Origin of the sequence: Phaeovulum molybdatiresistens, assembly GCF_023544865.1 — a bacterium.
In the GTDB taxonomy this organism is placed as follows: domain Bacteria; phylum Pseudomonadota; class Alphaproteobacteria; order Rhodobacterales; family Rhodobacteraceae; genus Pontitalea.
Genome location: NZ_JAMJFX010000020.1, coordinates 24,497 through 49,275 on the forward strand (window position 1 = coordinate 24,497; position 24,779 = coordinate 49,275).

General features: G+C 66.8%; 29 protein-coding genes. 21 read left to right on the plus strand and 8 right to left on the minus strand.

The window, feature by feature from the left end:
* Positions 1–21: 21 nt before the first annotated feature.
* The 3 genes from tpiA to MXB90_RS13235 form a co-directional block, all read right to left on the minus strand.
* Positions 22–768 (minus strand): triose-phosphate isomerase, encoded by a 747-nt coding sequence (gene tpiA, locus MXB90_RS13225; RefSeq protein ID WP_250045658.1) that lies wholly within the window; start codon positions 766–768, stop codon positions 22–24.
* Between the two features lie 132 nt (positions 769–900).
* Entirely contained in the window at positions 901–1,260 is a 360-nt protein-coding gene (locus tag MXB90_RS13230) for a HesB/IscA family protein (protein ID WP_250045659.1), read from the minus strand.
* Positions 1,261–1,287: 27 nt separating this feature from the next.
* Positions 1,288–1,653 carry an SUF system Fe-S cluster assembly protein gene (locus tag MXB90_RS13235; RefSeq protein WP_250045661.1) on the minus strand — a complete coding sequence of 122 codons (366 nt, stop codon included), beginning with the start codon at positions 1,651–1,653 and terminating at the stop codon, positions 1,288–1,290.
* Between the two features lie 163 nt (positions 1,654–1,816).
* On the opposite strand from MXB90_RS13235, the gene tgt reads away from it, so the two are divergent.
* Entirely contained in the window at positions 1,817–2,947 is a 1,131-nt protein-coding gene (gene tgt, locus MXB90_RS13240; protein WP_250045665.1) for a tRNA guanosine(34) transglycosylase Tgt, read from the plus strand.
* Positions 2,948–2,967: 20 nt separating this feature from the next.
* Entirely contained in the window at positions 2,968–4,149 is a 1,182-nt protein-coding gene (locus MXB90_RS13245; protein WP_250045666.1) for a cytochrome P450, read from the plus strand.
* Between the two features lie 294 nt (positions 4,150–4,443).
* Here the strand turns inward: MXB90_RS13245 and MXB90_RS13250 are convergent, their stop codons facing one another.
* Entirely contained in the window at positions 4,444–4,905 is a 462-nt protein-coding gene (locus tag MXB90_RS13250) for an Lrp/AsnC family transcriptional regulator (protein ID WP_250045668.1), read from the minus strand.
* 136 nt (positions 4,906–5,041) lie between these two features.
* Between MXB90_RS13250 and cobA the strand changes: the two genes are divergently transcribed.
* The 6 genes from cobA to MXB90_RS13280 all read left to right on the plus strand — a co-directional run bounded on the left by cobA (position 5,042) and on the right by MXB90_RS13280 (position 9,866).
* Positions 5,042–5,839, plus strand: coding sequence for a uroporphyrinogen-III C-methyltransferase (cobA, locus tag MXB90_RS13255; RefSeq protein ID WP_250045670.1), 798 nt, complete (start codon positions 5,042–5,044; stop codon positions 5,837–5,839).
* Positions 5,836–6,144, plus strand: coding sequence for a DUF2849 domain-containing protein (locus MXB90_RS13260; RefSeq protein ID WP_250045672.1), 309 nt, complete (start codon positions 5,836–5,838; stop codon positions 6,142–6,144). Before cobA ends, MXB90_RS13260 begins: the two co-directional genes overlap by 4 nt.
* Positions 6,137–7,801: a nitrite/sulfite reductase gene (locus tag MXB90_RS13265; RefSeq protein WP_250045674.1), complete on the plus strand. Its 1,665-nt coding sequence runs from the start codon at positions 6,137–6,139 to the stop codon at positions 7,799–7,801. The genes MXB90_RS13260 and MXB90_RS13265 overlap by 8 nt, the downstream gene beginning before the upstream one ends.
* Entirely contained in the window at positions 7,791–8,549 is a 759-nt protein-coding gene (locus tag MXB90_RS13270; protein WP_250045678.1) for a phosphoadenylyl-sulfate reductase, read from the plus strand. The genes MXB90_RS13265 and MXB90_RS13270 overlap by 11 nt, the downstream gene beginning before the upstream one ends.
* Positions 8,546–8,917 carry a DUF934 domain-containing protein gene (locus tag MXB90_RS13275; protein ID WP_250045680.1) on the plus strand — a complete coding sequence of 124 codons (372 nt, stop codon included), beginning with the start codon at positions 8,546–8,548 and terminating at the stop codon, positions 8,915–8,917. The genes MXB90_RS13270 and MXB90_RS13275 overlap by 4 nt, the downstream gene beginning before the upstream one ends.
* Positions 8,918–9,053: 136 nt before the next feature.
* Entirely contained in the window at positions 9,054–9,866 is an 813-nt protein-coding gene (locus MXB90_RS13280; protein WP_250045681.1) for a ferredoxin--NADP reductase, read from the plus strand.
* Positions 9,867–9,963: 97 nt separating this feature from the next.
* Here the strand turns inward: MXB90_RS13280 and MXB90_RS13285 are convergent, their stop codons facing one another.
* On the minus strand, positions 9,964–10,569 hold the full coding sequence (locus tag MXB90_RS13285; RefSeq protein ID WP_250045682.1) for a hypothetical protein: 606 nt from the start codon (positions 10,567–10,569) through the stop codon (positions 9,964–9,966).
* A gap of 83 nt (positions 10,570–10,652) precedes the next feature.
* On the opposite strand from MXB90_RS13285, the gene infC reads away from it, so the two are divergent.
* The 4 genes from infC to MXB90_RS13305 all read left to right on the plus strand — a co-directional run bounded on the left by infC (position 10,653) and on the right by MXB90_RS13305 (position 14,482).
* Positions 10,653–11,300: a translation initiation factor IF-3 gene (infC, locus tag MXB90_RS13290; protein ID WP_250045685.1), complete on the plus strand. Its 648-nt coding sequence runs from the start codon at positions 10,653–10,655 to the stop codon at positions 11,298–11,300.
* A 144-nt stretch (positions 11,301–11,444) separates the two neighbouring features.
* Positions 11,445–12,041, plus strand: coding sequence for a L,D-transpeptidase (locus MXB90_RS13295; RefSeq protein ID WP_462982306.1), 597 nt, complete (start codon positions 11,445–11,447; stop codon positions 12,039–12,041).
* Positions 12,042–12,331: 290 nt separating this feature from the next.
* Positions 12,332–13,402 (plus strand): glycosyltransferase family 2 protein, encoded by a 1,071-nt coding sequence (locus MXB90_RS13300; RefSeq protein ID WP_250045687.1) that lies wholly within the window; start codon positions 12,332–12,334, stop codon positions 13,400–13,402.
* Positions 13,403–13,525: 123 nt separating this feature from the next.
* Positions 13,526–14,482 (plus strand): phosphoadenosine phosphosulfate reductase, encoded by a 957-nt coding sequence (locus tag MXB90_RS13305; protein ID WP_250045688.1) that lies wholly within the window; start codon positions 13,526–13,528, stop codon positions 14,480–14,482.
* Positions 14,483–14,509: 27 nt separating this feature from the next.
* Here the strand turns inward: MXB90_RS13305 and MXB90_RS13310 are convergent, their stop codons facing one another.
* From MXB90_RS13310 to MXB90_RS13320, 3 genes are all read right to left on the minus strand, one after another.
* The gene (locus tag MXB90_RS13310; RefSeq protein ID WP_250045689.1) at positions 14,510–14,839 is read right to left on the minus strand and encodes a hypothetical protein; all 330 of its coding nucleotides are present in this window, start codon (positions 14,837–14,839) and stop codon (positions 14,510–14,512) included.
* Between the two features lie 186 nt (positions 14,840–15,025).
* A complete protein-coding gene (locus MXB90_RS13315) occupies positions 15,026–15,265 on the minus strand; it encodes a hypothetical protein (RefSeq protein WP_250045691.1) in 240 nt (79 codons plus the stop codon).
* Between the two features lie 143 nt (positions 15,266–15,408).
* Entirely contained in the window at positions 15,409–15,717 is a 309-nt protein-coding gene (locus MXB90_RS13320; RefSeq protein WP_250045693.1) for a hypothetical protein, read from the minus strand.
* 136 nt (positions 15,718–15,853) lie between these two features.
* Here MXB90_RS13320 and pyrC point away from each other — a divergent pair, with 136 nt between their 5' ends.
* The 9 genes from pyrC (at position 15,854) to MXB90_RS13365 (ending at position 24,713) form a co-directional block, all read left to right on the plus strand.
* Complete coding sequence (gene pyrC / locus MXB90_RS13325) at positions 15,854–16,894, plus strand: dihydroorotase (RefSeq protein ID WP_250045694.1); 1,041 nt, start codon at positions 15,854–15,856, stop codon at positions 16,892–16,894.
* A gap of 116 nt (positions 16,895–17,010) precedes the next feature.
* Positions 17,011–17,691: an orotate phosphoribosyltransferase gene (locus MXB90_RS13330; RefSeq protein WP_250045731.1), complete on the plus strand. Its 681-nt coding sequence runs from the start codon at positions 17,011–17,013 to the stop codon at positions 17,689–17,691.
* 274 nt (positions 17,692–17,965) lie between these two features.
* Entirely contained in the window at positions 17,966–19,456 is a 1,491-nt protein-coding gene (locus tag MXB90_RS13335; protein ID WP_250045696.1) for a replicative DNA helicase, read from the plus strand.
* A 208-nt stretch (positions 19,457–19,664) separates the two neighbouring features.
* The gene (alr, locus tag MXB90_RS13340) at positions 19,665–20,714 is read left to right on the plus strand and encodes an alanine racemase (RefSeq protein WP_250045697.1); all 1,050 of its coding nucleotides are present in this window, start codon (positions 19,665–19,667) and stop codon (positions 20,712–20,714) included.
* Positions 20,711–21,493, plus strand: coding sequence for an MlaE family ABC transporter permease (locus MXB90_RS13345; protein ID WP_250045699.1), 783 nt, complete (start codon positions 20,711–20,713; stop codon positions 21,491–21,493). Before alr ends, MXB90_RS13345 begins: the two co-directional genes overlap by 4 nt.
* The gene (locus tag MXB90_RS13350; RefSeq protein ID WP_250045703.1) at positions 21,490–22,236 is read left to right on the plus strand and encodes an ABC transporter ATP-binding protein; all 747 of its coding nucleotides are present in this window, start codon (positions 21,490–21,492) and stop codon (positions 22,234–22,236) included. The genes MXB90_RS13345 and MXB90_RS13350 overlap by 4 nt, the downstream gene beginning before the upstream one ends.
* Complete coding sequence (locus tag MXB90_RS13355) at positions 22,237–22,668, plus strand: paraquat-inducible protein A (protein ID WP_250045705.1); 432 nt, start codon at positions 22,237–22,239, stop codon at positions 22,666–22,668.
* 87 nt (positions 22,669–22,755) lie between these two features.
* Entirely contained in the window at positions 22,756–24,123 is a 1,368-nt protein-coding gene (gene radA / locus MXB90_RS13360; protein ID WP_250045707.1) for a DNA repair protein RadA, read from the plus strand.
* Between the two features lie 23 nt (positions 24,124–24,146).
* Positions 24,147–24,713 carry a CvpA family protein gene (locus MXB90_RS13365; RefSeq protein WP_250045708.1) on the plus strand — a complete coding sequence of 189 codons (567 nt, stop codon included), beginning with the start codon at positions 24,147–24,149 and terminating at the stop codon, positions 24,711–24,713.
* Positions 24,714–24,779 lie beyond the last annotated feature (66 nt).

The following is a 24,779-nucleotide window of genomic DNA, read 5'->3' on the forward strand; positions in this document are numbered from 1 at the left end:
GGGCGGCGCGGGACAAAGCCCTCAGGCGTTTTCCAGCGCGTTCACGATGGCGCCGAAATCGGCCGCCGTCAGGCTGGCGCCGCCCACCAGCGCGCCATCGACATTCGATGTGGCAAAGATCCCGGCGGCATTCACGGGCTTGACCGAGCCGCCGTAAAGGATGCGGATCTGCGTCCCCTCGGCGCCGAAGCGGCCCAGCAGTTCGGATCGGATGAAATCATGCACCTCGGCGATCTGGGCCAGCGTCGGGGTGCGCCCCGATCCGATCGCCCAGACCGGTTCATAGGCGATGACGGTGCTGTTGCCGGTCGCCCCGTCGGGGGTCGATCCGAACAGCTGGCGGCCGATCACCTCAAGCGTGGCGCCGCTGTCGCGTTCAGCCCCGGATTCGCCCACGCAGATCACCGCGACCAGCCCCGCGCCGCGCGCCGCCTGCGCCTTGGCGCGCACCATCGCATCGCTTTCGCCATGATCGGCGCGGCGTTCGGAATGACCGACGATCACATGGCTGGCGCCCGCATCCGCCAGCATCCGGGCCGAGATATCGCCGGTATGCGCGCCCGCCTCGGCCATGTGGCAATCCTGCCCGCCGATGCGGATGGGGGCGGCCCCGACCGCCGCGCAGGCGCGCGAAATCAGCGTGGCGGGCGGGCAGATCAGCACCTCGCATCCCGGTTCGGGATGGGCCCGCAGCAGCGCCGCAAGCTCGGCCAGGGTGTCGCCCGTGCCGTTCATCTTCCAATTGCCCGCCGCCAGCTTTCTGCGCATCGTCTGTCCCTTTGTTCTTGTCTGGCCCCGAGTCTGACCGCAGCGGCGCGCCGGTGCAAGGGGCCGGACGGCGCGCCGGGCCGGACCTTGTCTGGCAGATCGTTGCGGGAAGGCGGGGCCGCCCGGGTGGCCTCAGCCCCCGGTCGCGTCGCCGAATTTCACCGATTCGCCGCAGCCGCAGGATTCGGTGACATTGGGGTTGCGGAACCGGAAGCCCGATTCCAGCAGGCCCGTTTCATAGTCGATTTCCGTGCCCAGCAGGAACATCTGCGCCATCGGCGCGATCAGCACCCGGGCCGGGCCGTCCTCAACCACGATGTCCATCGGGCCCGCCTCGGCGGCCACTTCCATCGTGTATTCCATGCCCGCGCAGCCGCCCTTCTTGACGCCGATGCGGAAGCCGGCGGCATGTTCGCGTTCCATCAGCCGCGCGATCTGGGCGATGGCGGCGGGGGTCAGGGTGACAGGGGGTTTTCCGGGAATGGCAAACATCATCGGCTCCGGCAAATGAAGGGGGGCTTACATGAAGCCCAGTTCCAGACGCGCCTCATCGGACATCATATCCATGCCCCACTGCGGCTCAAACGTCATCTGGACATTGACCTGTTTCACCCCGTCCAGCGGCTCGACCGCATCGGCGACCCAGCCGGGCATTTCACCCGCCACCGGGCAGCCCGGCGCGGTCAGGGTCATGACGATGTCCACCTCATTCTGGGCATTGATGTCGATCGTGTAGATCAGGCCCAGGTCATAGATATTGACCGGAATTTCCGGGTCGAACACGGTCCGGCAGGCCTCGACCACGCTGTCATACAGCGGATGTTCGGTGCTTGAGGGGCGGATCAGCGGCGTGCCTTCAACGGGCGCGGCGGTATCTGGGGTCATGGCTATGTCTCGCGCGATTGTCGAGAAAACATATAGGGAATTCCGCGCCAAGGTCCAGAGGGGCGCGAAAATGCCGCGCAGATCGGGGCGCAAAGCGCGGGTTTTGCTTGGCAAGGGCCGCGAAATCTCTATTCAAGGCGGCTGATCGCGACAGGAGGCCCCGATGGTGCAACGGTTCGGTTTCGAGGTGAAGGCGCGCGACGGGCGGGCGCGCACGGGCGTGATTTCCACCCCGCGCGGGCAGATCCGCACGCCTGCCTTCATGCCGGTGGGCACCGCCGCCACGGTCAAGGCGATGCTGCCGGATTCGGTGCGCGCAACCGGGGCCGACATCCTGCTGGGCAACACCTACCACCTGATGCTGCGCCCCACCGCCGAACGCATCGCGCGGCTGGGGGGCCTGCACCGCTTCATGAACTGGGACCGGCCGATCCTGACCGACAGCGGCGGGTTTCAGGTCATGAGCCTGGCGGGCCTGCGCAAGCTGACCGAGGAAGGCGTGCGGTTTTCCTCGCATATCGACGGGTCGAAACACATGCTGACCCCCGAACGCAGCATGGAGATCCAGAAGCTTCTGGGCTCCGACATCGTGATGGCTTTTGACGAATGCCCCGCCCTGCCCGCCACGGATGAGGAGGTCGCCAAGTCGATGCGCCTGTCGATGCGTTGGGCGCAGCGGTCGCGCGACGCCTTTGGCGACCGGCCCGGATACGCGCTCTTCGGCATCATGCAAGGCGGCGTCACCCGCGACCTGCGCGAGGAATCGGCCACCGCCCTGAAACAGATCGGCTTTGACGGCTATGCCATTGGCGGGCTGGCCGTGGGCGAGGGGCAAGAGGCGATGTTCGGCGTGCTTGACTACGCCCCCGGTTTCCTGCCCGAAGACAAGCCGCGCTACCTGATGGGTGTGGGCAAGCCCGATGACATCGTCGGCGCGGTGGAACGCGGGGTGGACATGATGGATTGCGTCCTGCCCTCACGCTCGGGGCGCACGGGGCAGGCCTGGACGCGCCACGGCGTCGTCAACATCAAGAACGCCCGCCACCAGGATGACCCCCGCCCGCTGGATGCCGATTGCACCTGCCCGGCCTGCCGGAACTATTCGCGCGCCTATCTGCACCATGTCTATCGCAGCCAGGAAATTATCGCCTCGATGCTGATGACCTGGCACAACCTGCATTACTATCAGGAACTGATGGCGGGCCTGCGCGGCGCCATCGCGCAAGGCAGGCTGGCCGATTTCGTGCGCGAGTTTCACGCCACCCGCGCCGCGGGCGATATCGAACCGCTGTAGACCGCAGAAAGGGGCCCGCGATGCAGACGCTCTGGCAATCCCCGACGGACCCGGCCTTCGTGCAGGACCCCTACCCGTTCTACGAACGCCTGCGCGCCGCGGGGCCCTTCGTGCACTGGGGCGATTATGACCTGCCCGTCACCGCCAACGCCGCGGTGGTGGGCGCGGCGCTCCGCGACCGCCGGCTGGGGCGCGAGGCCCCGGCCGAACTGGCCCCCCCGATCCCCGAACACCTGGCGCCCTTCTACGCGGTCGAGGCCCATTCGATGCTGGAACTGGACCCGCCGCGCCACACAAGGCTGCGCGGGCTGGTGCTGCGCGCCTTCACCTCACGCCGGATCGCGGGGCTGGCGCCGGAAATCGCCACGCTTTGCCACCGGCTGATCGACGCCCTGCCCGCGGGCGGCTGCGATCTGATCACGGGCTTCGCCCAGCCCCTGCCCGTCATCGTGATCGCCCGCCTGCTGGGCGTGCCCGAGGATCGCGCGGGCGACCTGCTGACATGGTCCAATGCGATGGTGGGCATGTATCAGGCCCGCCGCAGCCGCGCCACCGAAGAGGCCGCCGTGGCCGCCACGCAGGACTTCGTGGCCTTCCTGACCGACTATATCGCCCACAAGCGCCGCCACCCCGCCGATGACCTGATCAGCCATCTGATCGCCGCCGAGGACAATGGCACCACCCTGTCGACCGAGGAACTGATCGCCACCTGCATCCTGCTGCTGAACGCGGGCCACGAAGCCACCGTGCACACCATCGGCAATGGCGTGAAAACCCTGCTGGAACAGCGCAGCCAAGCCGCCATCCTGACCGTCGACCAGATCCCGGGCACGGTCGAAGAAATCCTGCGCCACGACCCGGCCCTGCACCTGTTCACGCGCTGGGTCCATGCCGATCTGGACCTGTCGGGCCAGACCTTCCGCCGCGGCGATCGCATCGGGCTGCTGCTGGCCGCCGCCAACCGCGACCCGAACCTGTGGGACGCGCCCACCCGGTTTGACCCCACCCGCCCGGTCCGGACCCATTTCAGCTTTGGCGCAGGCACGCATTTCTGCATCGGCGCCCCGCTGGCCCGGCTGGAACTGCAAACCGCCCTGCCGATCCTGTTCCAGCGCCTTCCCGGCCTGCACCTGACCGCGCCACCGCGCTATGCGGACCTCTATCACTTCCACGGGCTCGAGCGGCTGGACATCGCCTGGTAAGGGCTGCTTCTTCTTGGTCCCAATACTCCGGGGGTCTGGGGGCAGCGCCCCCAGCCTTGGGCCTGCGGACAGGGGGGGGGGGGGGGGGGGGCCGGCCCGGCCCCCGCGCGGGGCGGAGGGGATGCAGGGAGGGGGGGGGGGCGGGCGGGGGCCCCCGGGGGGGTTGGCGGGGGGCTCCTCCGCCCCCCCCCCCGGGGGGGGGCGGGGGCCCCCCCCCCCCCCCCTTGGGCCTGCGGACAGGCCGGGGGGCCAGCCCCCCGGACCCCCCGGAGTATTTTTGCCAAGAAGAAAGGGTTACAGCGGCAGCAGTGTCGTGGACTTGATTTCCTCCATCGACAAAAGCGCGGTCACGTTGTGGATCTTCACCTCGGCAATCAGCGCCTGGTAGAATTGATCATAGGCGCGGGCGTTCTTGACGCGCACCTTCAGGATATAGTCGATGTCGCCCGCAAGACGGTGGGCCTCAAGCACTTCGGGGCGGGCGCGCAGGGTGGCCAGGAACTTGCGTTGCCACTCCGCCTCATGCTCCGAGGTGCGGATCAGCACGAAGAAACAGGCCTCCAGCCCCAGCGCCTCGGGGTCGAGCAGGACGGTCTGGCGACCGATCACGCCCATGTCCTTCATCTTGCGGATGCGATTCCACACTGGCGTCTTCGACGACCCCACCTTGCGCGCAATGTCGTCCAGCGACTGGCTGGCGTCTTCTTGTAGCTGGGTCAGGATTTTCCGATCCATGTCGTCAAGCCGGACAGTCATTCGCAAATCCTTGTCATTGCGGGAAACGGGTTTCTGATGGCCGGAATTATGGAACAGGGTTCCTTATTTGCAAGGGGGAATGGCCTGGATAGGGGAAAATTTCCTATACTGGGCGCAAGCAAAGGGGGCTATTCACATGGCGGAACGCGACAGATCGGCAGCGGGGCGGCAGCAGGCGCCGGGCCATGTGACCTTTGCCGGCGCGGGGCCGAGCGATCCCGATCTGCTGACGCTGGGCGTTGCGCGCGCGCTGGCGCAGGCGGATGTGATCTTGCATGACCGGCTGGTCAGCGCAGCGGTTCTGGCGTTGGCCGGGCCGCAGGCGGTGCTGGTGGAAACCGGCAAAGAGGGCTTCGGCCCCGGCATGGCGCAGGACGACATCACCGCGCTGATCCTGGGGTTTGCACGCGCGGGCCGCGATGTGCTGCGGCTGAAATCCGGCGATGCGGGGATTTTCGGGCGCCTGGGTGAAGAACTGGATGCGCTGGAGGCCGCGGGCACCGGCTTTACCGTCCTACCCGGCATAACCGCCGCCTCGGCCGCGGCTGCCGCCATCGGGCAAAGCCTGACGCAGCGCGGGCGCAATGCCGATCTGCGCATCATCACGGGCCATGACATGGCGGGCTTTGCCGAACAGGACTGGCGCGCGCTAGCCCGTCCCGGCGCGGTCGCCACGATCTACATGGGCAAGCGCGCCGCGCGGTTTCTGCAAGGCCGCCTTTTGATGCATGGCGCGGACCCCGCCACGGGGTTGAGCCTGGTGGAAAACGCCTCGCGCCCCGATCAGCGGGTGATCGCCACCACGCTGGCCCGCCTTCCCGCCGACAGTGCCGCGCTGACCGGCCCCGCCGTCATTCTGCTGGGCCTGGCGCCGCGTGCGGCCGCCCTGCCCGCCGCCCTGCCCCATTCCGCCTATCAGGAGACCGCCCGATGAGCCGCCGTTTCACCCCCAAGGTCGTCACCGCCAATGATCTGCGCGCAGGCGACGTGATTTACCTGACCGCCGATGGCCGCTGGTCGCGCCAGCATCATGAGGCCGAGTTGCTGGAGGATGAGGCCATCGCCGATCTGCGCCTTCTAATGGCGCTGGGGCATGGCGACCGCGTCGTGGGCGCCTATCTGGCCGATGCGAAACCCGGCCCGAACGGCCCCGAGCCCGTGCATTTCCGCGAGGCGTTCCGCACCCGTGGCCCGTCGAACTATGCCCACGGCAAGCAGGAGGCGGCCGCGAATGTATAACTATTCCGACTTCGACGAGGCCTTTGTCCGCGCCCGCGTGGCGCAATTCCGTGGCCAGGTGGAACGCCGCCTGGATGGCAGCCTGAGCGAGGAAGAATTCCGCCCGCTGCGGCTGATGAACGGGCTGTATCTGCAGCTGCATGCCTACATGCTGCGCGTGGCAATCCCCTATGGCACGCTGCGGTCCGACCAGATGCGCCAGCTGGCGATGATCGCGGATCGCTGGGACAAGGGCTATGGCCATTTCACCACCCGCCAGAACATCCAGTTCAACTGGCCGAAACTGACCGATGTGCCCGATATCCTGGGGGCGCTGGCCGATGTGCAGATGCATGCGATCCAGACCAGCGGCAACTGCATCCGCAACGTGACCGCCGACCATTTCGCGGGTGCTGCCGCCGATGAGGTCGCCGATCCCCGCCCCGTGGCCGAGCTGATCCGGCAATGGTCCACCGATCATGCCGAATTCCAGTTCCTGCCGCGCAAGTTCAAGATCGCCATCACCGGGGCCGCCGCCGACCGCGCCGTCATCCGCGCCCATGACATCGGGCTGCAGATCGTGCGCGAAGGCGACCAGATCGGATACCGGGTGCTGGTCGGCGGCGGGCTTGGCCGCACGCCGCTGATCGGTCAGGTGATCCGCGCGTTTTTGCCCAAGGCCGACCTGCTGCCCTACCTTGAGGCGATCGTGGCGACCTACAACCTGCTGGGACGGCGCGACAACAAATACAAGGCGCGCATCAAGATCACCGTCTTCGAAAACGGGATCGAGGCGTTCCGCGCCGCCACCGAGGCGGAATTCGCCCGCATCCGCCCCGAATTCACCGGCGTCGATCAGGACATCCTGGCGGGGATCGAGGCGCAATTCGCCCCGCCCGCCTTCCGCAACACCGACCCTGCCCCGTTCGCCGCCGCGCTGGCCGTCGATCCGCTGCTGCGCGCCTGGGCGGAGCGCAGCCTGGCGCCGCACAAGCGGGACAATCACGCCATCGTCACCGTCAGCCTGAAGGCGCATGGCGCAACACCGGGCGATGCGACCTCGGACCAGATGCGGGTGCTGGCGGATCTGGCCGACCGCTATGGCTATGGCGAATTGCGCATCAGCCATGAACAGAACGTCATCCTGCCGCATGTCGCCAAGGCCGACCTGCCAAACGTGCATGCCGAACTGCTGCGCGCGGGGCTGGCCACCGCCAATGTGGGCCTTCTGTCCGACATCATCGCCTGCCCCGGCATGGATTACTGCGCGCTGGCCACGGCCCGGTCGATCCCCGTGGCGCAGGGTCTGGCCACGCATTTCAAGGCGATCGGCCTTGAGGACGAGATCGGCAAGCTGAAGATCAAGATCTCTGGCTGCATCAATGCCTGCGGGCATCACCATGTGGGGCATATCGGGATCCTCGGCCTCGACCGCGCGGGGGTCGAGAACTACCAGATCACGCTGGGCGGCGACGGCAGCGAACAGGCCGCGATCGGCGAACGCGCGGGCCCCGGCTTTGCCTATGACGAGGTGATCCCCGCGATCGAGCGGCTTTTGCGCGCCTATCTGGCCCTGCGCCAGTCGCGCGGCGAAAGCTTTATCGATGCCTATCGCCGCCTGGGCCCCGCGCCCTTCAAGGCCGCGCTTTATCCGCAAGAGGCCCGCGATGCAGCCTGACATCGCCGCCCGGGTGGCGGATCTGAACGACCGCTACCGCCACCACGCCGCCGTGGCGGTGATGGAACGCGCGCTGAAGGACGCGGCGGTGGGCAATGTCGCGCTGGTGTCGTCCTTTGGGGCGGAATCGGTGGTGCTGTTGCACATGGTCTCGGTCATCGCGCCGGGCACGCCGGTTCTGTTCATCGACACGCTGATGCTGTTCCCTGAAACGCTGGCCTATCAGCAGAATCTGGCGCAGCGGCTGAAGCTGACCGACATCCGCCGGATCACCGCCGCCGATGCGGCGCTGCGGCTGGACGACCCGGACGGCACCCTGCATCAATTCGACACCGATGCCTGCTGCACCCTGCGGAAAACCATCCCGCTGGAAGGCGCGCTGGCGGGGTTTGACGCCTGGATCACCGGGCGCAAGCGCTATCAGGGATCGACCCGCGCGGCGCTGGATTTCTTTGAGGTGGAAACCCCCAGCCGGATGAAGATCAACCCACTGGCGCATTGGGGCCGCGAGGATCTGGAGGAATATATCATCCAGAACCGCCTGCCGCGCCACCCGCTGGTGGCCAAGGGCTACCCCTCAATCGGCTGCGCGCCCTGCACCAGCCCGGTGGCCCCCGGCGAAGACCCGCGCGCGGGGCGCTGGCGCAATTCGGCCAAGACCGAATGCGGCATCCATTTCATCGGCGGCAAGGCCGTGCGCGTGAAGGCCGACGCGCAAGCAACTGAGAAAACGGAGAAAGTGGCATGAGCGTGATCGTCCGCGACGACGGCTTCCACCCCGAGGACTGGGACGGCCCGATCACCGATCTGGCCCCCGACACCGACCCCGCCGCGCTGCCCGCGCTGGCCGATGGGACGGGCCTGATCCGCATCGCCTTTCCCGCCTTCAGCGACGGGCGCGGCTTTACGCTGGCGCGCCGCCTGCGCGCGGCGGGCTTTGCGGGGCGGCTGCGCGCCGCGGGTCACGTTCTGGCCGATCAATATGCGATGGCGCGCCGGTCGGGCTTTGACGAGGTGGAAATCCCCGCCGATCTGGCCGCGCGCCAACCGGCAGACCAGTGGCAAGCCCGCGCCGATTGGGGTCGGCATGACTATCGCGCGCGGCTGAAGGGTTGATTTCCCTTCCGGCCGCGCCCAATGGGGCGTAAAACAGCCACCAAGCCCCGCGCGGGTTTGATACCGATCAAGGACGGCCCCCGGCCAATCCGGTATCCGCGCCACATCTTTTCCCCGGCCCCCGAGGAGACCGCCCGTGACCGAAGCCGCCACTATCCCGCCCGTCAAGACCCTGCCCGACGCCCAGACCGTGACCGCGGTCACGCATTGGACCGACACGCTGTTTTCCTTCCGCGTGACGCGCCCCGCCTCGTTGCGGTTCCGCTCGGGCGAATTCGTGATGATCGGTCTCTTGGATGACCGCGGCAAGCCGCTACTGCGGGCCTATTCCATCGCCTCGCCCAACTGGGATGAGGAACTGGAATTCTATTCAATCAAGGTGCCCGACGGCCCGCTGACCAGCCGCCTGCAGCATATCCAGCCGGGCGATCAGATCATCCTGCGCCCGAAACCCGTGGGCACGCTGGTGCATGATGCGCTGCTGCCCGGCAAGCGGGTGTGGTTCCTGGCCACCGGCACCGGCATCGCGCCCTTTGCGTCGCTGATGCGCGACCCCGAAACCTATGAGAAATACGATCAGGTCATCATGATGCACACCTGCCGCACGGTGGCCGAACTGGAATACGGTCGCCAGCTGGTCGAGGGCCTGAAGGACGACGAGCTGATCGGCGAGATGGTCGAAGGCAAGCTGCTGTATTACCCCACCACCACGCGCGAGGATTTCCACCACACCGGCCGGATCACCGACAACCTGACCTCGGGCAAGGTCTTTGCCGATCTGGGGCTGATGCCGATGGACCCGGCCAGCGATCGCGCGATGGTCTGTGGCAGCCTGGCCTTCAACATCGACGTCAAGAAGGTGCTGGAGGATTTCGGCCTGCGTGAGGGCGCCAATTCCGAGCCGCGCGAATATGTGGTGGAAAAGGCCTTTGTCGGCGACGGGATCTAACCCGGGGTCCGGCCTGTCACGCTGGCCTTTCACATTGACCACGAACATGAAAAGGCCGCCGGAAACCGGCGGCCTTTGGCAATAATGGCGGGTGGGCTTACTGGCCCAGGGCCTTCTTCACCTCTTCCACGACCTGATCGGTCAGCGCGGGATTGGCGCGGGCCGAGTCGATCAGCGCCTGAAGCGAGCCTTTCAGCGCCGGATCGATCGCGGCGGCCTCGATCATGGCCGCGGCCTGATCCAGCGGGCCGGGCGCGGTCTCGGTGGTGGCTTCGGCGGTGGCGGCCTCGGTCGTGCCCTCGGTCACGGCGGTGGCGGCTTCGCTGACGGCTTCAACGGCGGCCTCGGTCGCGGCTTCGGCGGCTTCGGCAGCCTCGGTCGCGGCTTCGGTCGCCGCGTCAACGGCGGCCTCGGTCGCGGCGGCGGCGGCTTCGCCTGCGGCCTCAACGGCGGTGCTGGCAGCCTCGGTCGCGGCCTCGGCGGCCTCGGTCGCCGCATCCGTTGCGGCTTCGACGGCGGCTTCGGTGGCCACCGCTGCGGCCTCGGCGGCCTCGGTCGCGGCCTGTTCCGCGGCCTTGGCGGCATCAGCCGCGGCCTGCTCGGCCTGCTCGGCCGCCTGCTGGGCCTGTTGCGAATTCATGTAGAAATAGGCGCCCGCCGCAATTGCTGCGACGATCACCACCAGAGCCAATATCTTGTTCATTTCCCACTCCTTTTGTCAGGAGACCATTGTCTGCGCGCGTTGTATGGCATCCGCGGCCCCGAATGAAAAGCCACAATGCCGCGATGCAGAATCCGCGATTGTTGCGCCTGCGCGCGAATCCGGTTGAAAGCGGGGGCCAGCAGGCTTATTTTGCGCGCCATTCTTGGAATGGCCATAGAAGGAGTGCCACCATAGCCCGCAGACCGCACAATGCCCCGCCACAGCGCGACACCGGTCCCCGCGTCAACGACCGCATCCGCGCGCCCGAAATCCGCCTGATCGGGGCGGACGGCGAAAATGTCGGGGTGGTGACCCCGGCCCGCGCTCTGATGATGGCCGAGGAGGCCGGGCTGGATCTGGTGGAGATCTCGCCCACGGCCGTGCCGCCCGTGTGCAAGATCATGGACTACGGCAAGTTCAAGTATGAACAGCAAAAGCGCGAGGCCGAAGCGCGCAAGAAGCAGCACATCATCGAGATCAAGGAAGTCAAATTCCGTCCCGGCACCGATACGCATGACTATGAGGTCAAGATGCGTGCGGTGATGCGCTTCCTGGAAGAAGGCGACAAGGTCAAGGTCACGCTGCGCTTCCGCGGGCGCGAAATGGCGCACCAGGATCTGGGTCTGGAACTTCTCAACCGCGTCAAGGCGGATGTGGGTGAGGCCGGCAAGGTGGAATCCATGCCCAAGCTGGAAGGCCGCCAGATGGTGATGATGATCGCCCCGAAATAGGTCTTGCGGCAGAACCGCAACCGAACCCTCCCCCTGCGGGGAGGGTTTTTTTTATCGCCCGATCAACTCTTTGTGGGCAAACGTCATTTGCCCGATGCCCCGGCCTGTGGGACCAAGGCCCCGATCCGCAGACAGGAGAGGGACATGCCCGACACCAACCGTTTTACCCGCCGCCGTTTCGCCGCCCTGACCACGGGGATGACCGCCGGGCTGATTGCCGCGCCGGGCCTGCTGGCCGCCGAAACCGCCCGCCCGCAGGGCACCGAAGGCGATGCGGTGACGCGGCGCAACACCTCGGCCTTCCGGGCGCAACGCTGGCAGGATCATTTCGACAGCCTTGGCCCGGCGACGATCCTAGCCGATACCGTATCGCGCGCGCTGCATTTCTGGGCCGGGGATGGCAGCGATTACCGGATCTATCCGACCTCGGTGCCGCTGACCGAAGAACTGACCAAGCGTGGCTATACCAAGATCGTGCGCAAGCGCGTGGGCCCAGACTGGACGCCGACGCCGTCAATGATGGAGCGCAACCCGGAGCTACGTTACATGCCCCCCGGGCCCGACAACCCGCTGGGCACCCATGCGATGTATCTGTCCTGGCCCGCCTATATCATCCACGGCACCCATGACACGCGCAAGATCGGCCGACGGTCGTCGGACGGGTGCATCGGGCTTTACAATGAGATGATTGCCGAACTGTTCACCCTGGCCCCCGTGGGCACGCAGGTCCGCATCATCTGACCCCGAACCCCACCCCCGAAAATTAGAAGCGCTGCGGGAGGGAGGCCCGCAGCGCTTTGGGGATCTTGCGAGGGAGAGCGCATCGATCCTCGGGCAGGTTCCGGCGGCGGGAGGGCCGCGTTTCAGGGAGATTGGAACCTGTTGAAGCCTGTTTAGGCCGCAGGGCCCGCAGCGACCTTGACCTAGGTCAAGTTGCCCCGCGCACGGGGTGCGACAAAATGGCAGCGGCAGATGGCGGACGAAATCCACCGCCCCTTGCCGCGGCGCGCGGATACGGGCAACGTGGCGCCATGCGTTATCTTGCGATCCTGACGGTCAAGAACGAAGCCGCTTTCCTGCTGGATTGGCTGGCCCATCACCGCGCCGTGGGGTTCACGGATTTTCTTGTCTTTTCCAACGATTGCAGCGACGGCACCGATGCGATGCTGGACCGGCTGCAGGATCTGGGCCAGCTGACCCACCTGCCCAACCCCGGCCCCTGGCCGCGCGGGCCGCAATGGGCCGCGCTGAAGGCGGCCGAGCGTCACCCGCTGATGGCCACGGCGGATTGGGTTCTGGTGCTGGACATTGACGAATACGTCAACATCCACGCGGGCGACGGCACGCTTGAAGCGCTGCGCGCCGCCCTGCCGATGGCGAGTGCGATTCCGCTGACCTGGCGGTTGTTTGGCAATTGCGGCGTGGTGCGCCATGTCGATCAGCCAGTGACCACGCAATTCACCCGCGCCGCCCCACGGCAGATGATCTGGCCCTGGCGGGCGGCGCTGTTCAAGACGCTGTTTCGCAACGATGGCAGCTATCGCAAGCTGGGCGTGCACCGCCCGCGCAACCCCGACCCCGCGCGCCTGCCCGCGCAGCGCTGGTTTGGCGGATCGGGGCGCGAACTGCCCGCGCTATATCACCGCGGGCGGCTGTTTTCGCCCTTGGGCGAGGACAATTACACCCTGGCGCAGCTGAACCATTACGCCTTGGGCGCGATGGACAGCTATGTGCTGAAATGCGACCGCGGCCGCGCCAACCGCGAGGCCGGGGCCTTTGATCTGTCCTACTGGGTCGAGCGCAATTTCTGCGCCGAGGAAGACCACACAATCGCGCGCCTGACCGATGCCGCCGCCGCCCTGCGCGCCGATCTGCGCGCCGATCCGGTGCTGGGCGCGCTGCACGATTCTGCGCTGCATTGGCGGCTCGCGCGATTCGAGGCGCTGATGGCGCACGAAGACTACCGCGGCCTGTTCGGCCGGCTGCTGATGACCCCGCCCAGCCGCCCGCTTGCACCCGCCGCGGCGCGCTTCATCACCGACCACGCCCGGCGCGCGGCGGAACGGGATGCGGAAACAAACCCCGACGCGCCCGAGGATTGAGAAGGCCTGCGGAACAATCCATCACAATTCCGAGCAAACTCCGCAATTCCGCCCGCTTTGGGGTATGATCGGATAGTGTCATCAGACCGACATCATCTTGACCTGCAGGACCGCAATCCGCTGATGGAAGACAACACGATGCCCATGCGCGCGCCCGGCCTGGACGCCTGGCAGGCCCGGATCGAAGAGATCGGCGAGGACGAGGGTTATTACCAACGCCTCGGCCCGGCCCATGCGGCGCTGTTTGCCGATGCCGCGCCCGTGCTGCTGGTCAGTTTCGAAAGCCGCGACGCGATCCGCGCGGGGGGCGGCGATCAGCTGCCTTTCGGCCTGCGGGCTGCGCAGAAGGCGGGCTGGTCCAGCCTGACGCTGATCGCCGATCACGACAGCTGGTTCCGTGATCCCAAGGTCTATGGCTATTTCGATCGCCTGGTCGATGAGGCCTTCTTTGAGGATTTCGACCGCGTCGTATTCTATGGCGCGGGTCCGGGCGGCTATGCGGCGGCGGCCTTTTCGGTCGCGGCGCCGGGATGCACGGTGGTAGCGCTGCAACCGCAGGCGACGCTGGACCCGCGGCTGGCGGGCTGGGACACGCGGTTTTCCCGCCAGCGGCGCGCCGATTTCACCACCCGCTACGGCTATGCCCCCGACATGATCGAGGCGGCGGCGCGGGTTCTGCTGATCCATGACCCGCTGTCACGGCTGGATGCGATGCATGCCGCGCTGTTCCGCCGCCCCCATGTCATCACCCTGCCCTGCCCGGGCCTGGGCGATCCGGTCGATGTGATGCTGGCGGAAATGGGTGTGCTGGAACCGCTTCTGGCGCTTGCGATGCAGGATCAGGCCGATGCGGCGGCGTTCTGGCGGCTGTATCGCGCGCGCCGTGACCTGCCGCGCTATCTGCGCGCGCTGTCGGCGCGGCTGGATGCGGGGGGGCGGATCTGGCTGAATGCGCTGTTGTGCCGCAATGCCGCGCATCGGCTTGACGCGCCGCGCTTTCGCGCGCGGCTGGCAACGCTGGAAGAGGCGCTGGCGCAACAGGGCCGCAGCCTGCCCCCGATGCGCGGCCCGGGCACCTGACATCCAGGGCCGTGCGGTCCGCCGCAATCAGGCGTTTGAGGCAGGCGGCACGCCCTCGGACTCATCGGGCTCATCCTCATCATCGGTGTGCAGATGCGCCACGTGATGCTGGACCTGACGGCGGCCATGATGCGCGTCAACCGGGGCGAACAGCGGCGCCGGCGTAAAGGATTCGGCCACGGTCCGCACCCGAAGGCCCAACGCCCCCAGCGCACGCAGCAATTCTTCATTGGCGCGCACCAGCAGACGATCATCCTCGATCTGGCAGGGCGCGCGGAACTGCCCGATGCAAAGCGCCGCCAGCACCAGATCACCGCGCACTTCGGTCAGGGTCAGCATTTCGGATTTGTCGGGCATCTTGCCTCCTTGCCGCATATCACGGGCCCGGCCACCGGGCTGGTGCGGCAAGTATCGGCGGGGCGCGGTCCTTGGGCAAGGGCAAAGCGAGGATCGACGATCCAACCCGCTTGCCCGGTCACGCGCCCCGGACCACAGTCAGACGGCCCCGCCCGCCTGCGCGGGCCGGGCCAGAATTGGCGCGCCTTAGCGGTGCATCAGATCGCGCAGCACATGCGGCACGATCAGATCGCGGGTCAGGCCCATGCGCGCCAGTTCGGCATCGCTCAGCGCCTCAAGACGCGCGATTTCTGCGCTGCGGCGTGCCGCCTGACGCTCGACCGAGGCCATCATCGCGCCCCAGATGCGGGCCGGGACCGACAGGACCGGCGAAAGGATCGAAAGGGCGCTTTTTTCCTTGGGCGCAAGGGCAGATGTGAAAGCCATGACGACTGTCTCCTGATAATCAACTTGCGGGCTAGTGGCCCGCGTTGACGCTCAGATAGGATAGGCTTGGCGGCGGTTCCAGCGCCAATGCTGCAACGCAGCTATGCGCCTGCGGCATTGCCGGTAAAGAAGGGGTCAACGCACTACGGACAGCGATAGGCGTCGGCGCGCACCAGATAGACATCCTGCCCCGGCTCGACCCGTTCAAAGACCACATGACTGGCGCCATCCTGCCGGGCCTGATCCATGATCTTGTTGCGCGCATAGCGCAGGCCCTGGTCGGCCAGAAGCGGGCCATAGACCTCCGGCTTCATCGAGATGCGCGAAACCAGCGTGCAACCGGCCACCTCGGTCGCATCCGCCGCGCGCACACCGGCCACCCCGGTGAAACCCGGGTCGTTGCAGGCGGCCAGGAGGAACAGGGGCAGGATCAGGGCGGGAACGGGGCGCATGGCAACCTCTGGCAGGACATGTGGCGCGATGCTGCCGCGCCCGCCCGCCGCCCGCAAGACCCAAGGCGCGCATCGGGCCGGATTGGGCGCAATTCCGCCTCTGGATTCGCATCCGCGCCCGGTGTAGGGCAAGGACATGACCCAGATCACGCTTCGCCGCCCCGACGACTGGCACCTGCACCTGCGCGATGGCGCCATGCTGCAGGCTGTCCTGCCCGAAACCACGCGCCATTTCGCGCGCGCGATCATCATGCCGAACCTTGTGCCGCCGGTGGTGACCGGGGCGCAGGCAGCCGCCTATCGCGACCGCATCCTGGCCGCCCTGCCCGAAGGCGCGGTGTTTGAACCGCTGATGACGCTTTACCTGACCGAGGATACCGACCCGGCCGATGTCGCGGCTGCCGCGGCCTCTGGTCTGGTCAAGGCGGTCAAGCTCTATCCGGCAGGGGCCACGACCAATTCCCATTCCGGAGTGCGCGATTTCGACAAGGTCCGCGGCGTGCTGGACAAGATGGCCGAAATCGGCCTGCCGCTCTGCGTGCATGGCGAGGTGACCACCCCCGAGGTCGACATCTTCGACCGCGAGGCGGTCTTCATCGACACCGTGCTGGACCCGCTGCGCCGCGCCACACCGGGGCTGCGCGTGGTAATGGAACATGTCACCACCCGCGACGGCGTGGACTATGCCCGCAGCCAGGGCGATGATCTGGGCGCCACGATCACCACGCACCACCTGATCATCAACCGCAACCACATCCTGGTGGGCGGGATCAAGCCGCATTACTACTGCCTGCCCGTCGCCAAGCGCGAGGAACACCGGCTGGCGCTCCGCGCCGCCGCCACCTCGGGCGAGGCACGCTTTTTCCTGGGCACCGATTCCGCGCCGCACCCCGACCACCTGAAGGAACACCCCTGCGGCTGCGCCGGTTGCTTCACCGCGACCAACACGATGCAGCTTCTGGCGCATGTCTTCGAAGAGGAAGGCGCGCTCGACCGGCTGGAGGCCTTCAGCAGCCTGAACGGCCCCGCCTTCTACCGCCTGCCCGTGAATGACGCCCGCCTGACGCTGGAAAAGACCGACGCCCCCGCGCACTGGCCCGACAAGATCGAAACCGGCGCGGGCCCCGTCACCGTCTTCAACCCGGGCTTCCCGGTCCATTGGCATGTGAAAGGATGAGGCTTCTTCTTGGCTGAAATACTCCCCGCGGAGCGGCCAACGGTTGGGCCAGGAGCCTCCGGCGGGAGTATTTGGACCAAGAAGACGCGCAGATCCGCTAAGACAAAGGTATGACCATGATCCCCTCCGCCTACCCCGCCAAGGAAGAAATCGCCCGGCTGACCGCGCGCGCGCTGCTGGAAATCAAGGCGGTGCATTTCAACGCGGCAGAGCCTTTCACGCTGGCCTCGGGCCTGCCCTCGCCGACCTATATCGACTGCCGCAAGCTGATCAGCTATCCGCGCATCCGGTCCACCCTGATGGATTTCCTGGCCGTCACCGTGATGCGCGAGGCCGGGTTCGAGGCGTTTGACAACATCGCGGGCGGCGAAACCGCAGGCATTCCCTTTGCGGCAATGGTGGCCGAACGGCTGGCCCTGCCCATGACCTATGTGCGCAAGAAGCCCAAAGGCTATGGCCGCAACGCCCGCATCGAGGGCGCCATGACCGAGGGGCAGCGGGTGCTGCTGGTCGAGGATCTGACGACCGATGGCGGATCGAAACTGTCCTTTGTCGATGCGATCCGCGAAACCGGGGCCAGCTGCGGCCATACGGCGGTGATCTTTTACTATGGCATCTTCCCCGAAACGATTCCGACGCTGGAAAACCACGGGGTCAAGCTGCATCACCTGTGCACCTGGTGGGACGTTCTGGCCGAAGCGCGCGCGCAAGGCGCCTTTGATGCGGCCACGCTGGATGAGGTCGAGGCTTTCCTGACCGCCCCGCGCCCCTGGCAAGAGGCGCGCCGCAAGGCCTGAACCGCAGGCCTTCGCCCCCGCCCGGCGCCGCTGGCCGGGGGTGATTTTCCCGGGGACAGGTCTGTGGACAAACTGGGGATGGTTGCGCACCCGAATCGCGCGCGCCGCCCCCGGATCGACAGGACACCACGACATGTGGTAGCTTGCGTGAAACAAACAGCTAAAACGCCGGTCAACCGGGGGCGGTCAGGCGGCCTTTTCCCCCAAGTTATCCCGATAGGCACCATCCACCGATTGGGCTATGGGATCGACCAGGCGAGACAAGAGGCAGAGCATGAACGACATCGGCACGATCAGCACCGCCCCCACGCTTCCGGCCAATGCCGACACGCTTCCCCACAACATCGAGGCCGAACAGCAGCTGCTGGGCGCGATCCTGACCAACAACGACCTCTACGACCGCATCGCCGCGATCGTGCGGGCGGAACATTTCTTCGAGCCCGTGCACCAGCGCATCTTCGAGGTGGCCGTGGCACGCATCCAGAAGAACGCGCTGGCCTCGCCGGTGACGCTCAAGGCCTTCCTGGAAGATGATCCCGGGCTGAAGGAACTGGGCGGGCCGGCCTATCTGGCGCGCCTGGCGGGGGCGGCGATCGCAGCCTATGCGGCGCGCGATTATGCGCAGATGATCTATGAACTGGCGGTGCGGCGTGAACTGATCCGGCTGGGCGCCGACATTTCCGCCCGCGCAGCCCAGGTGGTGGTGCAGGACGATCCGAAGGAACAGATCGTCGCCGCCGAACAGGCGCTCTACAAGCTGGCCGAACAGGGGCAAAGCGAAAAGGGTTTCGTCAGCTTTCTCAAGGCCGTGACCGAAGCCGTGCAATCGGCCAATGCCGCCTATCAGCGCGAGGGCGGGTTGTCGGGCGTGTCCACCGGGCTGCGCGATCTGGACAAGAAACTGGGCGGGCTGCACCCCTCGGACCTGCTGATCCTTGCCGGGCGCCCCTCGATGGGCAAGACCTCGCTGGCCACCAACATCGCCTTCAACATCGCCAAGGCGTTCAAGCGCGGCCAGCGCCATGACGGCACCGAAGGCGCGGTCGAGGGTGGCGTCGTGGGCTTCTTCAGCCTGGAAATGAGCGCCGAACAGCTGGCCGCGCGGATCCTGTCCGAAGCCTCCGAGGTGCCGTCCGAACAAATCCGCCGCGGCGACATGACCGAGGCGGAATTCCGCCGCTTTGTCGAGGCGGCCAAGGCGCTGGAAACCTGCCCGCTTTATATCGACGACACGCCTGCCCTGCCGATCAGCCAGGTGGCGGCGCGCTGCCGGCGGCTGAAACGGACGCATGGGCTGGATGTGGTCTTCGTCGACTACCTGCAGCTGTTGCGCGGCACCGGCAAGGGCGAGAACCGGGTGCAGGAAATCGCGGAAATCTCGATGGGGCTCAAGGCGCTGGCCAAGGAACTGAGCATCCCGGTGGTGGCATTGTCACAGCTGAGCCGGACCGTGGAAAGCCGCGAAGACAAGCGCCCGCAGCTCTCGGACCTGCGCGAATCGGGCTCGATCGAACAGGATGCGGACGTCGTGATGTTCGTCTATCGCGACGAATATTATCACGAACGGATGAAGCCTTCCGAAGACGATCCGAAATTCGCGGAATGGATGCAAAAGGCCGAACGCGTGCATGGCAAGGCCGAAATCATCCTGGGCAAGCAACGTCACGGCCCGATCGGCACGGTCGAAGTGGCCTTCGAAAGCCGCTTCACCCGGTTCTCGGATCTGGCCAAGGCCTGGCAAGGCGACGGCGCCGACGGGTTCTGAGCGCAAGGGGGCTCTGCCCCCGCCCTTCGGGCCCCCCCGAGGTATTTTCGGCAAGATGAAGGCATCGTTTCATCTTGCCCGAAATACCTCGGGGGTGAATGGCCGCAGGCCAGAGGGGGCAGCGCCCCCTGTGCCACATCCGCCGCGTGGCGAGGCGTCGCCGGATAATTGCGCTTGACCTTGGCGGGCGCGCGCACAAGAAAGCGGCATGGCTACTGCATCGCTTCGCATCGATCTGGACGCAATCCTTGCCAACTGGCGGGCGCTGGACGCGTTATCCGCGGCCAGCACCGAAACTGCGGCCGTGGTAAAGGCCGACAGCTACGGTCTTGGCGCGGCACGGGTGGCGCGGACGCTGGCGCGGGCCGGGGTGCGCAAGTTCTTTGTGGCCGCTGCCGAGGAAGGCGCGGCCCTGCGTCAGGCCCTGGGCGAGGGCCCCGAGATCCTTGTCTTTTCCGGGCACATGGCTGGCGATACCGAAATGATCGGCGCGCTTGGCCTGACCCCGATGCTGAATTCGCTGGCACAGGTCACACGCCATTTCGAAACCCTGGCCGGGGCGCCCTTTGGCATTCAACTTGATACCGGAATGAACCGGCTTGGGATGGAGGCCGCGGAATGGGCCGCAGTGGCGGGCATCGTCACCGGATCGGCGCCGCGCCTGATCATGAGCCATCTGGCCTGCGCCGATGAACCCGACCACCCGATGAACGCCCGCCAGCTGGCCGAATTCCGCCGCATGACCGATGGCCTGTCGGTTCCGCGCTCGCTCTCGGCGACGGGGGGCATCCTCTTGGGGCGCGACTATCATTTTGACGTCACCCGCCCCGGCATCGGCCTTTATGGCGGTCTGCCCTTCGAGGCGGCGCGCCCGGTCGTGCGGTTGTCGCTGCCCGTGGTGCAGGTGCGTGAGGTCGCGGCGGGCGAGACGGTGGGCTATTCCAACACCTGGCAGGCCGAAACCGACGCCCGGATCGCAACCGTCGCCGCCGGCTACGCCGATGGCCTGCTGCGCAGCCTGTCGGGCCGCGCGACGCTTTGGGCCGAGGGCACGCCCTGCCCCGTGGTCGGGCGCGTGTCGATGGACCTGATCACCGTCGATGTCAGCCACCTGCCGCAAGAACCGCGCAGTCTGGACATCCTGTGCCCCGAACAGGGCGTGGATGATCTGGCGGATGTGGCGGGCACGATCGGCTATGAAATCCTGACCTCGCTGGGCAACCGCTATCAGCGCGACTACGCCGGGGGCCAGGCGTGATCGTCACCGCCCCGCTGGCGGCGCTGGGTCGGTTCGTTCTGGGCGCGCTGGCCCTTGCCGGACGGATCGCGCTCTTCGCCGCCGAGGCGCTGTCGCATCTGCTGCGCCCCCCGTTCTATACGCGGGAATTCCTGCATGCCTGCCTGCAGATCGGCTGGCTGTCGCTGCCGGTGGTGGGCCTTACGGCGGTCTTCACGGGCGGCGCGCTCGCGCTACAGATCTATTCGGGGGGCGCGCGCTTCTCGGCGGAATCGGTCGTGCCCTCGATCGTGGCCATCGGCATGACGCGCGAATTGGGCCCGGTGCTGGGCGGGCTGATGGTGGCGGCGCGCGTCGCCTCATCCATCGCGGCGGAAATCGGCACGATGAAGGTGACCGAGCAGATCGACGCGCTGGTGACCCTGTCCACCAACCCGATGAAATATCTGACCGTTCCGCGCGTCCTGGCGGCTACGCTGACGGTGCCGCTGCTGGTGGGCGTGGGCGATGTGATCGGCATCATGGGCGGCTGGATCGTGGGCGTCAGCCGGCTGGATTTCAACTCGGCCACCTATATCAAGAACACCTGGGACTTCCTGGAGTTCTGGGATGTGGGCTCGGGCCTGGTCAAGGGCGCGGCTTTTGGCTTCATCGTGGCGGTCATGGGCTGCTATCACGGCATGCAGTCGGGCCGCGGCGCGCAGGGCGTGGGACGGGCCACGAAATCGGCGGTCGTGGGCGCCTCGATTCTGATCCTGGGGGCCAATTACCTGCTGACAGAGGCGTTCTTTTCGGCATGATTGACCTGCGCGATGTTCACAAGGCCTTTGGCACCAACCAGGTGCTGCGCGGGATCGACCTGACCATCCCGACCGGCGAAAGCATGGTGATCATCGGCGGGTCCGGCACCGGAAAATCCGTTCTTCTCAAATGCATCCTGGGCCTTGTTCATCCAGATCGCGGCACCATAACGCTGGACGGTGAAGATGTGGCCACGGCGGCGCGCGATGCCTTTCTGGCGCGCTTTGGCATGTTGTTTCAGGGCGGCGCGCTGTTCGACAGCCTGCCGGTCTGGCAAAACGTGGCCTTCCGGCTGCTGCGCGGCGCGCGCAAGCTGCCCAAGGACCAGGCGCGCGAGGTCGCGATCGAGAAGCTCCGCCGCGTCGGCCTGAAACCCGAAGTCGCCGATCTGTTCCCCGCCGAACTGTCGGGCGGCATGCAGAAACGCGTGGGCCTTGCCCGCGCCATCGCCGCCGAACCCGAGGTGATCTTTTTCGACGAACCCACCACCGGGCTTGATCCGATCATGTCCGGCGTCATCAACGAGTTGATCCGTGAAATCGTGGTGGAAATGGGCGCCACCGCCATGACCATCACCCATGACATGACCTCGGTCCGCGCCATTGCCGACAAGGTGGCGATGATCCACGGCGGCCGCGTACGCTGGACCGGCCCGATCGCGGAAATGGACACGACCCCAGACCCTTACGTGCAACAATTCATCCACGGCCGGGCCGAGGGGCCGATCGAATCGGTGCGCTGAATGCTGCGCCTGGCCAATCTGGCGCTGCTGGTCCTGTTCCCCATCGCCTGGACCGCGCCGCTGCTGCATGCGGGGCTTTTGCCGTTTTTTGACCTCGACTCGATCTCGGTCTTCTCGGGCCTCGCGGCCCTGTGGGACAAGGATATCCCGCTCGCGCTTCTGGTCGCACTTCTGGCGCTGGTGGCGCCGCTGGCCAAGACGCTTGGCCTTGCGCTGGTGCAGTTCGGCCTGGCGCCCTTGCGCCTGCTGCCCGCGCTGCAGACCCTGGGCCGGCTGGCGATGGCCGACATCTTCCTGATCGCGCTCTACATTGTTCTGGCAAAGGGCGTAGGCGTCGGCCGGATCGAGACTGGCTGGGGCCTTTATCTGCTGACCTTCTGCACTGGCGCCAGCCTGATCCTGTCGCACCTGTCGGACCGCCCGCACCGCTGACCCTTTCATCTTGCCGAAAATACCTCGGGGGTCCGGGGGCGGCGCCCCCGGCCTTGAACCGGCGCGGTGGATCGGGCAGGAAGGGCCATGGCCAAGACGACCTCCTCCTTCACCTGCACCGCCTGCGGCGCCGCCCACAAGAAATGGGGCGGCAAATGCGATGCCTGCGGCGCCTGGAACACCATCCAGGAAGAGGCCCCCCTGTCCACCGGCCCCGCCAGCAAGACGTTGGGCGCCGCCAAGGGCCGGGTGATCCCGCTGACGACGCTGGCCACCGCCGAGGCGCCGCCGCCGCGCACAAGATCGGGGATGGATGAGCTTGACCGCGTCCTGGGCGGTGGCCTGGTGCCGGCCTCGGCAATCCTTGTGGGCGGCGATCCGGGTATCGGCAAATCCACGCTGCTGCTGCAGGGTGCTGCAAGTTTTGCCCGCAATGGACTGAAATGCCTTTATATTTCCGGCGAAGAGGCCGCGGCGCAGGTGCGTATGCGCGCACAGCGCCTGGGCCTGGCCGATGCGCCGGTGCAGCTGGGCGCGGAAACCAACCTGCGCGACATCCTGACCACGCTGGATGCCGAACGCCCCGATCTTGCCATTATCGATTCGATTCAGACGATGTGGGCCGACATGGTCGACAGCGCGCCGGGGTCCGTCGCCCAGGTCCGCGCCGCCAGTCACGAACTGGTGACCTTCGCCAAGACGCGCGGCTGCGCGATCATCCTGGTGGGCCATGTCACGAAAGAGGGCCAGATCGCCGGCCCCCGCGTCGTGGAACACATGGTCGACACGGTCCTGTATTTTGAGGGCGAACGCGGCCATCAGTTCCGCATCCTGCGCGCGGTGAAAAACCGCTTTGGCCCCGCCGACGAAATCGGCGTGTTTGAAATGACCGGCGGCGGCCTGTCCGAGGTCACCAACCCCTCGGCGCTGTTTTTGTCCGAACGCGGCCAGGCCGCCCCCGGATCCGCCGTCTTCGCCGGGATCGAGGGCACGCGCCCCGTGCTGACCGAAATCCAGGCCCTTGTCGCGCCCTCGTCGCTGGCCTCGCCCCGGCGCACGGTGGTGGGGCTCGACTCGGGCCGCGTCTCGACGATCCTGGCGGTGCTGGAAAGCCGCTGCGGCATCCCCTTTGCGGGGCTGGATGTGTTCCTGAACGTCGCGGGCGGGATGAAGGTTCAGGAACCCGCCGCCGATCTGGCACTGGCCGCAGCCCTTCTGTCGGCGCGCGAAGACGTGGCCCTGCCCCCCGACATGGTGATTTTCGGCGAAATCAGCCTGTCGGGCGCGCTGCGCCCGGTGGGTCAGGCGGAAAACAGGTTGAAAGAGGCCGAGAAACTTGGTTTCTCACAAGCCATTGCCCCGGAACGGACAAAGGCCGAAGGGGGCGGCGGGATGGCGCTGCGCAAGCTGCCCGATCTTGTGACATTCGTGGGTGAGATGTTCGGCGCGGGCTGACGCGCAGGCACGGAAGGGAACGCATGGAAGGCTTTACCATCATCGACGCCATCGTGGCGGCCATCATCGTCCTGTCGGCGATCCTCGCCTACAGCCGCGGCTTCGTGCGCGAGGGGCTGTCGATCGCGGGCTGGATCGCGGCCGCCGTCCTGGCCTATCTTTTCGCCAATGTGGCCCGCCCGCTGGTGGCGCAGATCCCGGTTCTGGACAAGTTCCTGGGCGACAGCTGCGAACTGGGCATGATCGCGGGCTTCGCCACGGTCTTCGCGCTGGCGCTGGTGGTGTTTTCCATCGTCACGCCGCTGTTTGCCTCGGTCGTGCAGCGCTCGGCGCTGGGGGGCATCGATCAGGGACTGGGCTTTCTGTTCGGCGTGCTGCGCGGCGTCGTCCTGGTGGCCGTGGCCTTCGTGGTCTATGATCGCGTCATGGTCAATGAGGCGCTTCCCGTGGTGGATAATTCGCGCTCGGCCACGGTGTTCGAGCGGGTGACCGGCTCGCTGGATGACTCGGTTCCCGATGACGCGCCCGGCTGGATCGTCGCACGCTATGAACAGCTGGTCAGCACCTGCACGGCGCCCGCGGGCAACTGATCCGCGCCCGATGTGACGGCGAAGTGACGGTTTTGATGGCGGGGGGGCGTGACAGCCCCCCCGTTT

Excerpts from the sequence above, each read along its gene's own strand:
- tpiA (WP_250045658.1), bottom strand. The coding sequence starts at position 768 with ATGCGCAGAAAGCTGGCGGCGGGCAATTGGAAGATGAACGGCACGGGC.
- MXB90_RS13230 (WP_250045659.1), bottom strand. The coding sequence starts at position 1,260 with ATGTTTGCCATTCCCGGAAAACCCCCTGTCACCCTGACCCCCGCCGCC.
- MXB90_RS13235 (WP_250045661.1), bottom strand. The coding sequence starts at position 1,653 with ATGACCCCAGATACCGCCGCGCCCGTTGAAGGCACGCCGCTGATCCGC.
- tgt (WP_250045665.1), top strand. The coding sequence starts at position 1,817 with ATGGTGCAACGGTTCGGTTTCGAGGTGAAGGCGCGCGACGGGCGGGCG.
- MXB90_RS13245 (WP_250045666.1), top strand. The coding sequence starts at position 2,968 with ATGCAGACGCTCTGGCAATCCCCGACGGACCCGGCCTTCGTGCAGGAC.
- MXB90_RS13250 (WP_250045668.1), bottom strand. The coding sequence starts at position 4,905 with ATGACTGTCCGGCTTGACGACATGGATCGGAAAATCCTGACCCAGCTA.
- cobA (WP_250045670.1), top strand. The coding sequence starts at position 5,042 with ATGGCGGAACGCGACAGATCGGCAGCGGGGCGGCAGCAGGCGCCGGGC.
- MXB90_RS13260 (WP_250045672.1), top strand. The coding sequence starts at position 5,836 with ATGAGCCGCCGTTTCACCCCCAAGGTCGTCACCGCCAATGATCTGCGC.
- MXB90_RS13265 (WP_250045674.1), top strand. The coding sequence starts at position 6,137 with ATGTATAACTATTCCGACTTCGACGAGGCCTTTGTCCGCGCCCGCGTG.
- MXB90_RS13270 (WP_250045678.1), top strand. The coding sequence starts at position 7,791 with ATGCAGCCTGACATCGCCGCCCGGGTGGCGGATCTGAACGACCGCTAC.
- MXB90_RS13275 (WP_250045680.1), top strand. The coding sequence starts at position 8,546 with ATGAGCGTGATCGTCCGCGACGACGGCTTCCACCCCGAGGACTGGGAC.
- MXB90_RS13285 (WP_250045682.1), bottom strand. The coding sequence starts at position 10,569 with ATGAACAAGATATTGGCTCTGGTGGTGATCGTCGCAGCAATTGCGGCG.
- infC (WP_250045685.1), top strand. The coding sequence starts at position 10,653 with ATGCAGAATCCGCGATTGTTGCGCCTGCGCGCGAATCCGGTTGAAAGC.
- MXB90_RS13295 (WP_462982306.1), top strand. The coding sequence starts at position 11,445 with ATGCCCGACACCAACCGTTTTACCCGCCGCCGTTTCGCCGCCCTGACC.
- MXB90_RS13300 (WP_250045687.1), top strand. The coding sequence starts at position 12,332 with ATGCGTTATCTTGCGATCCTGACGGTCAAGAACGAAGCCGCTTTCCTG.
- MXB90_RS13305 (WP_250045688.1), top strand. The coding sequence starts at position 13,526 with ATGGAAGACAACACGATGCCCATGCGCGCGCCCGGCCTGGACGCCTGG.
- MXB90_RS13310 (WP_250045689.1), bottom strand. The coding sequence starts at position 14,839 with ATGCCCGACAAATCCGAAATGCTGACCCTGACCGAAGTGCGCGGTGAT.
- MXB90_RS13315 (WP_250045691.1), bottom strand. The coding sequence starts at position 15,265 with ATGGCTTTCACATCTGCCCTTGCGCCCAAGGAAAAAAGCGCCCTTTCG.
- MXB90_RS13320 (WP_250045693.1), bottom strand. The coding sequence starts at position 15,717 with ATGCGCCCCGTTCCCGCCCTGATCCTGCCCCTGTTCCTCCTGGCCGCC.
- pyrC (WP_250045694.1), top strand. The coding sequence starts at position 15,854 with ATGACCCAGATCACGCTTCGCCGCCCCGACGACTGGCACCTGCACCTG.
- MXB90_RS13330 (WP_250045731.1), top strand. The coding sequence starts at position 17,011 with ATGATCCCCTCCGCCTACCCCGCCAAGGAAGAAATCGCCCGGCTGACC.
- MXB90_RS13335 (WP_250045696.1), top strand. The coding sequence starts at position 17,966 with ATGAACGACATCGGCACGATCAGCACCGCCCCCACGCTTCCGGCCAAT.
- alr (WP_250045697.1), top strand. The coding sequence starts at position 19,665 with ATGGCTACTGCATCGCTTCGCATCGATCTGGACGCAATCCTTGCCAAC.
- MXB90_RS13350 (WP_250045703.1), top strand. The coding sequence starts at position 21,490 with ATGATTGACCTGCGCGATGTTCACAAGGCCTTTGGCACCAACCAGGTG.
- MXB90_RS13355 (WP_250045705.1), top strand. The coding sequence starts at position 22,237 with ATGCTGCGCCTGGCCAATCTGGCGCTGCTGGTCCTGTTCCCCATCGCC.
- radA (WP_250045707.1), top strand. The coding sequence starts at position 22,756 with ATGGCCAAGACGACCTCCTCCTTCACCTGCACCGCCTGCGGCGCCGCC.
- MXB90_RS13365 (WP_250045708.1), top strand. The coding sequence starts at position 24,147 with ATGGAAGGCTTTACCATCATCGACGCCATCGTGGCGGCCATCATCGTC.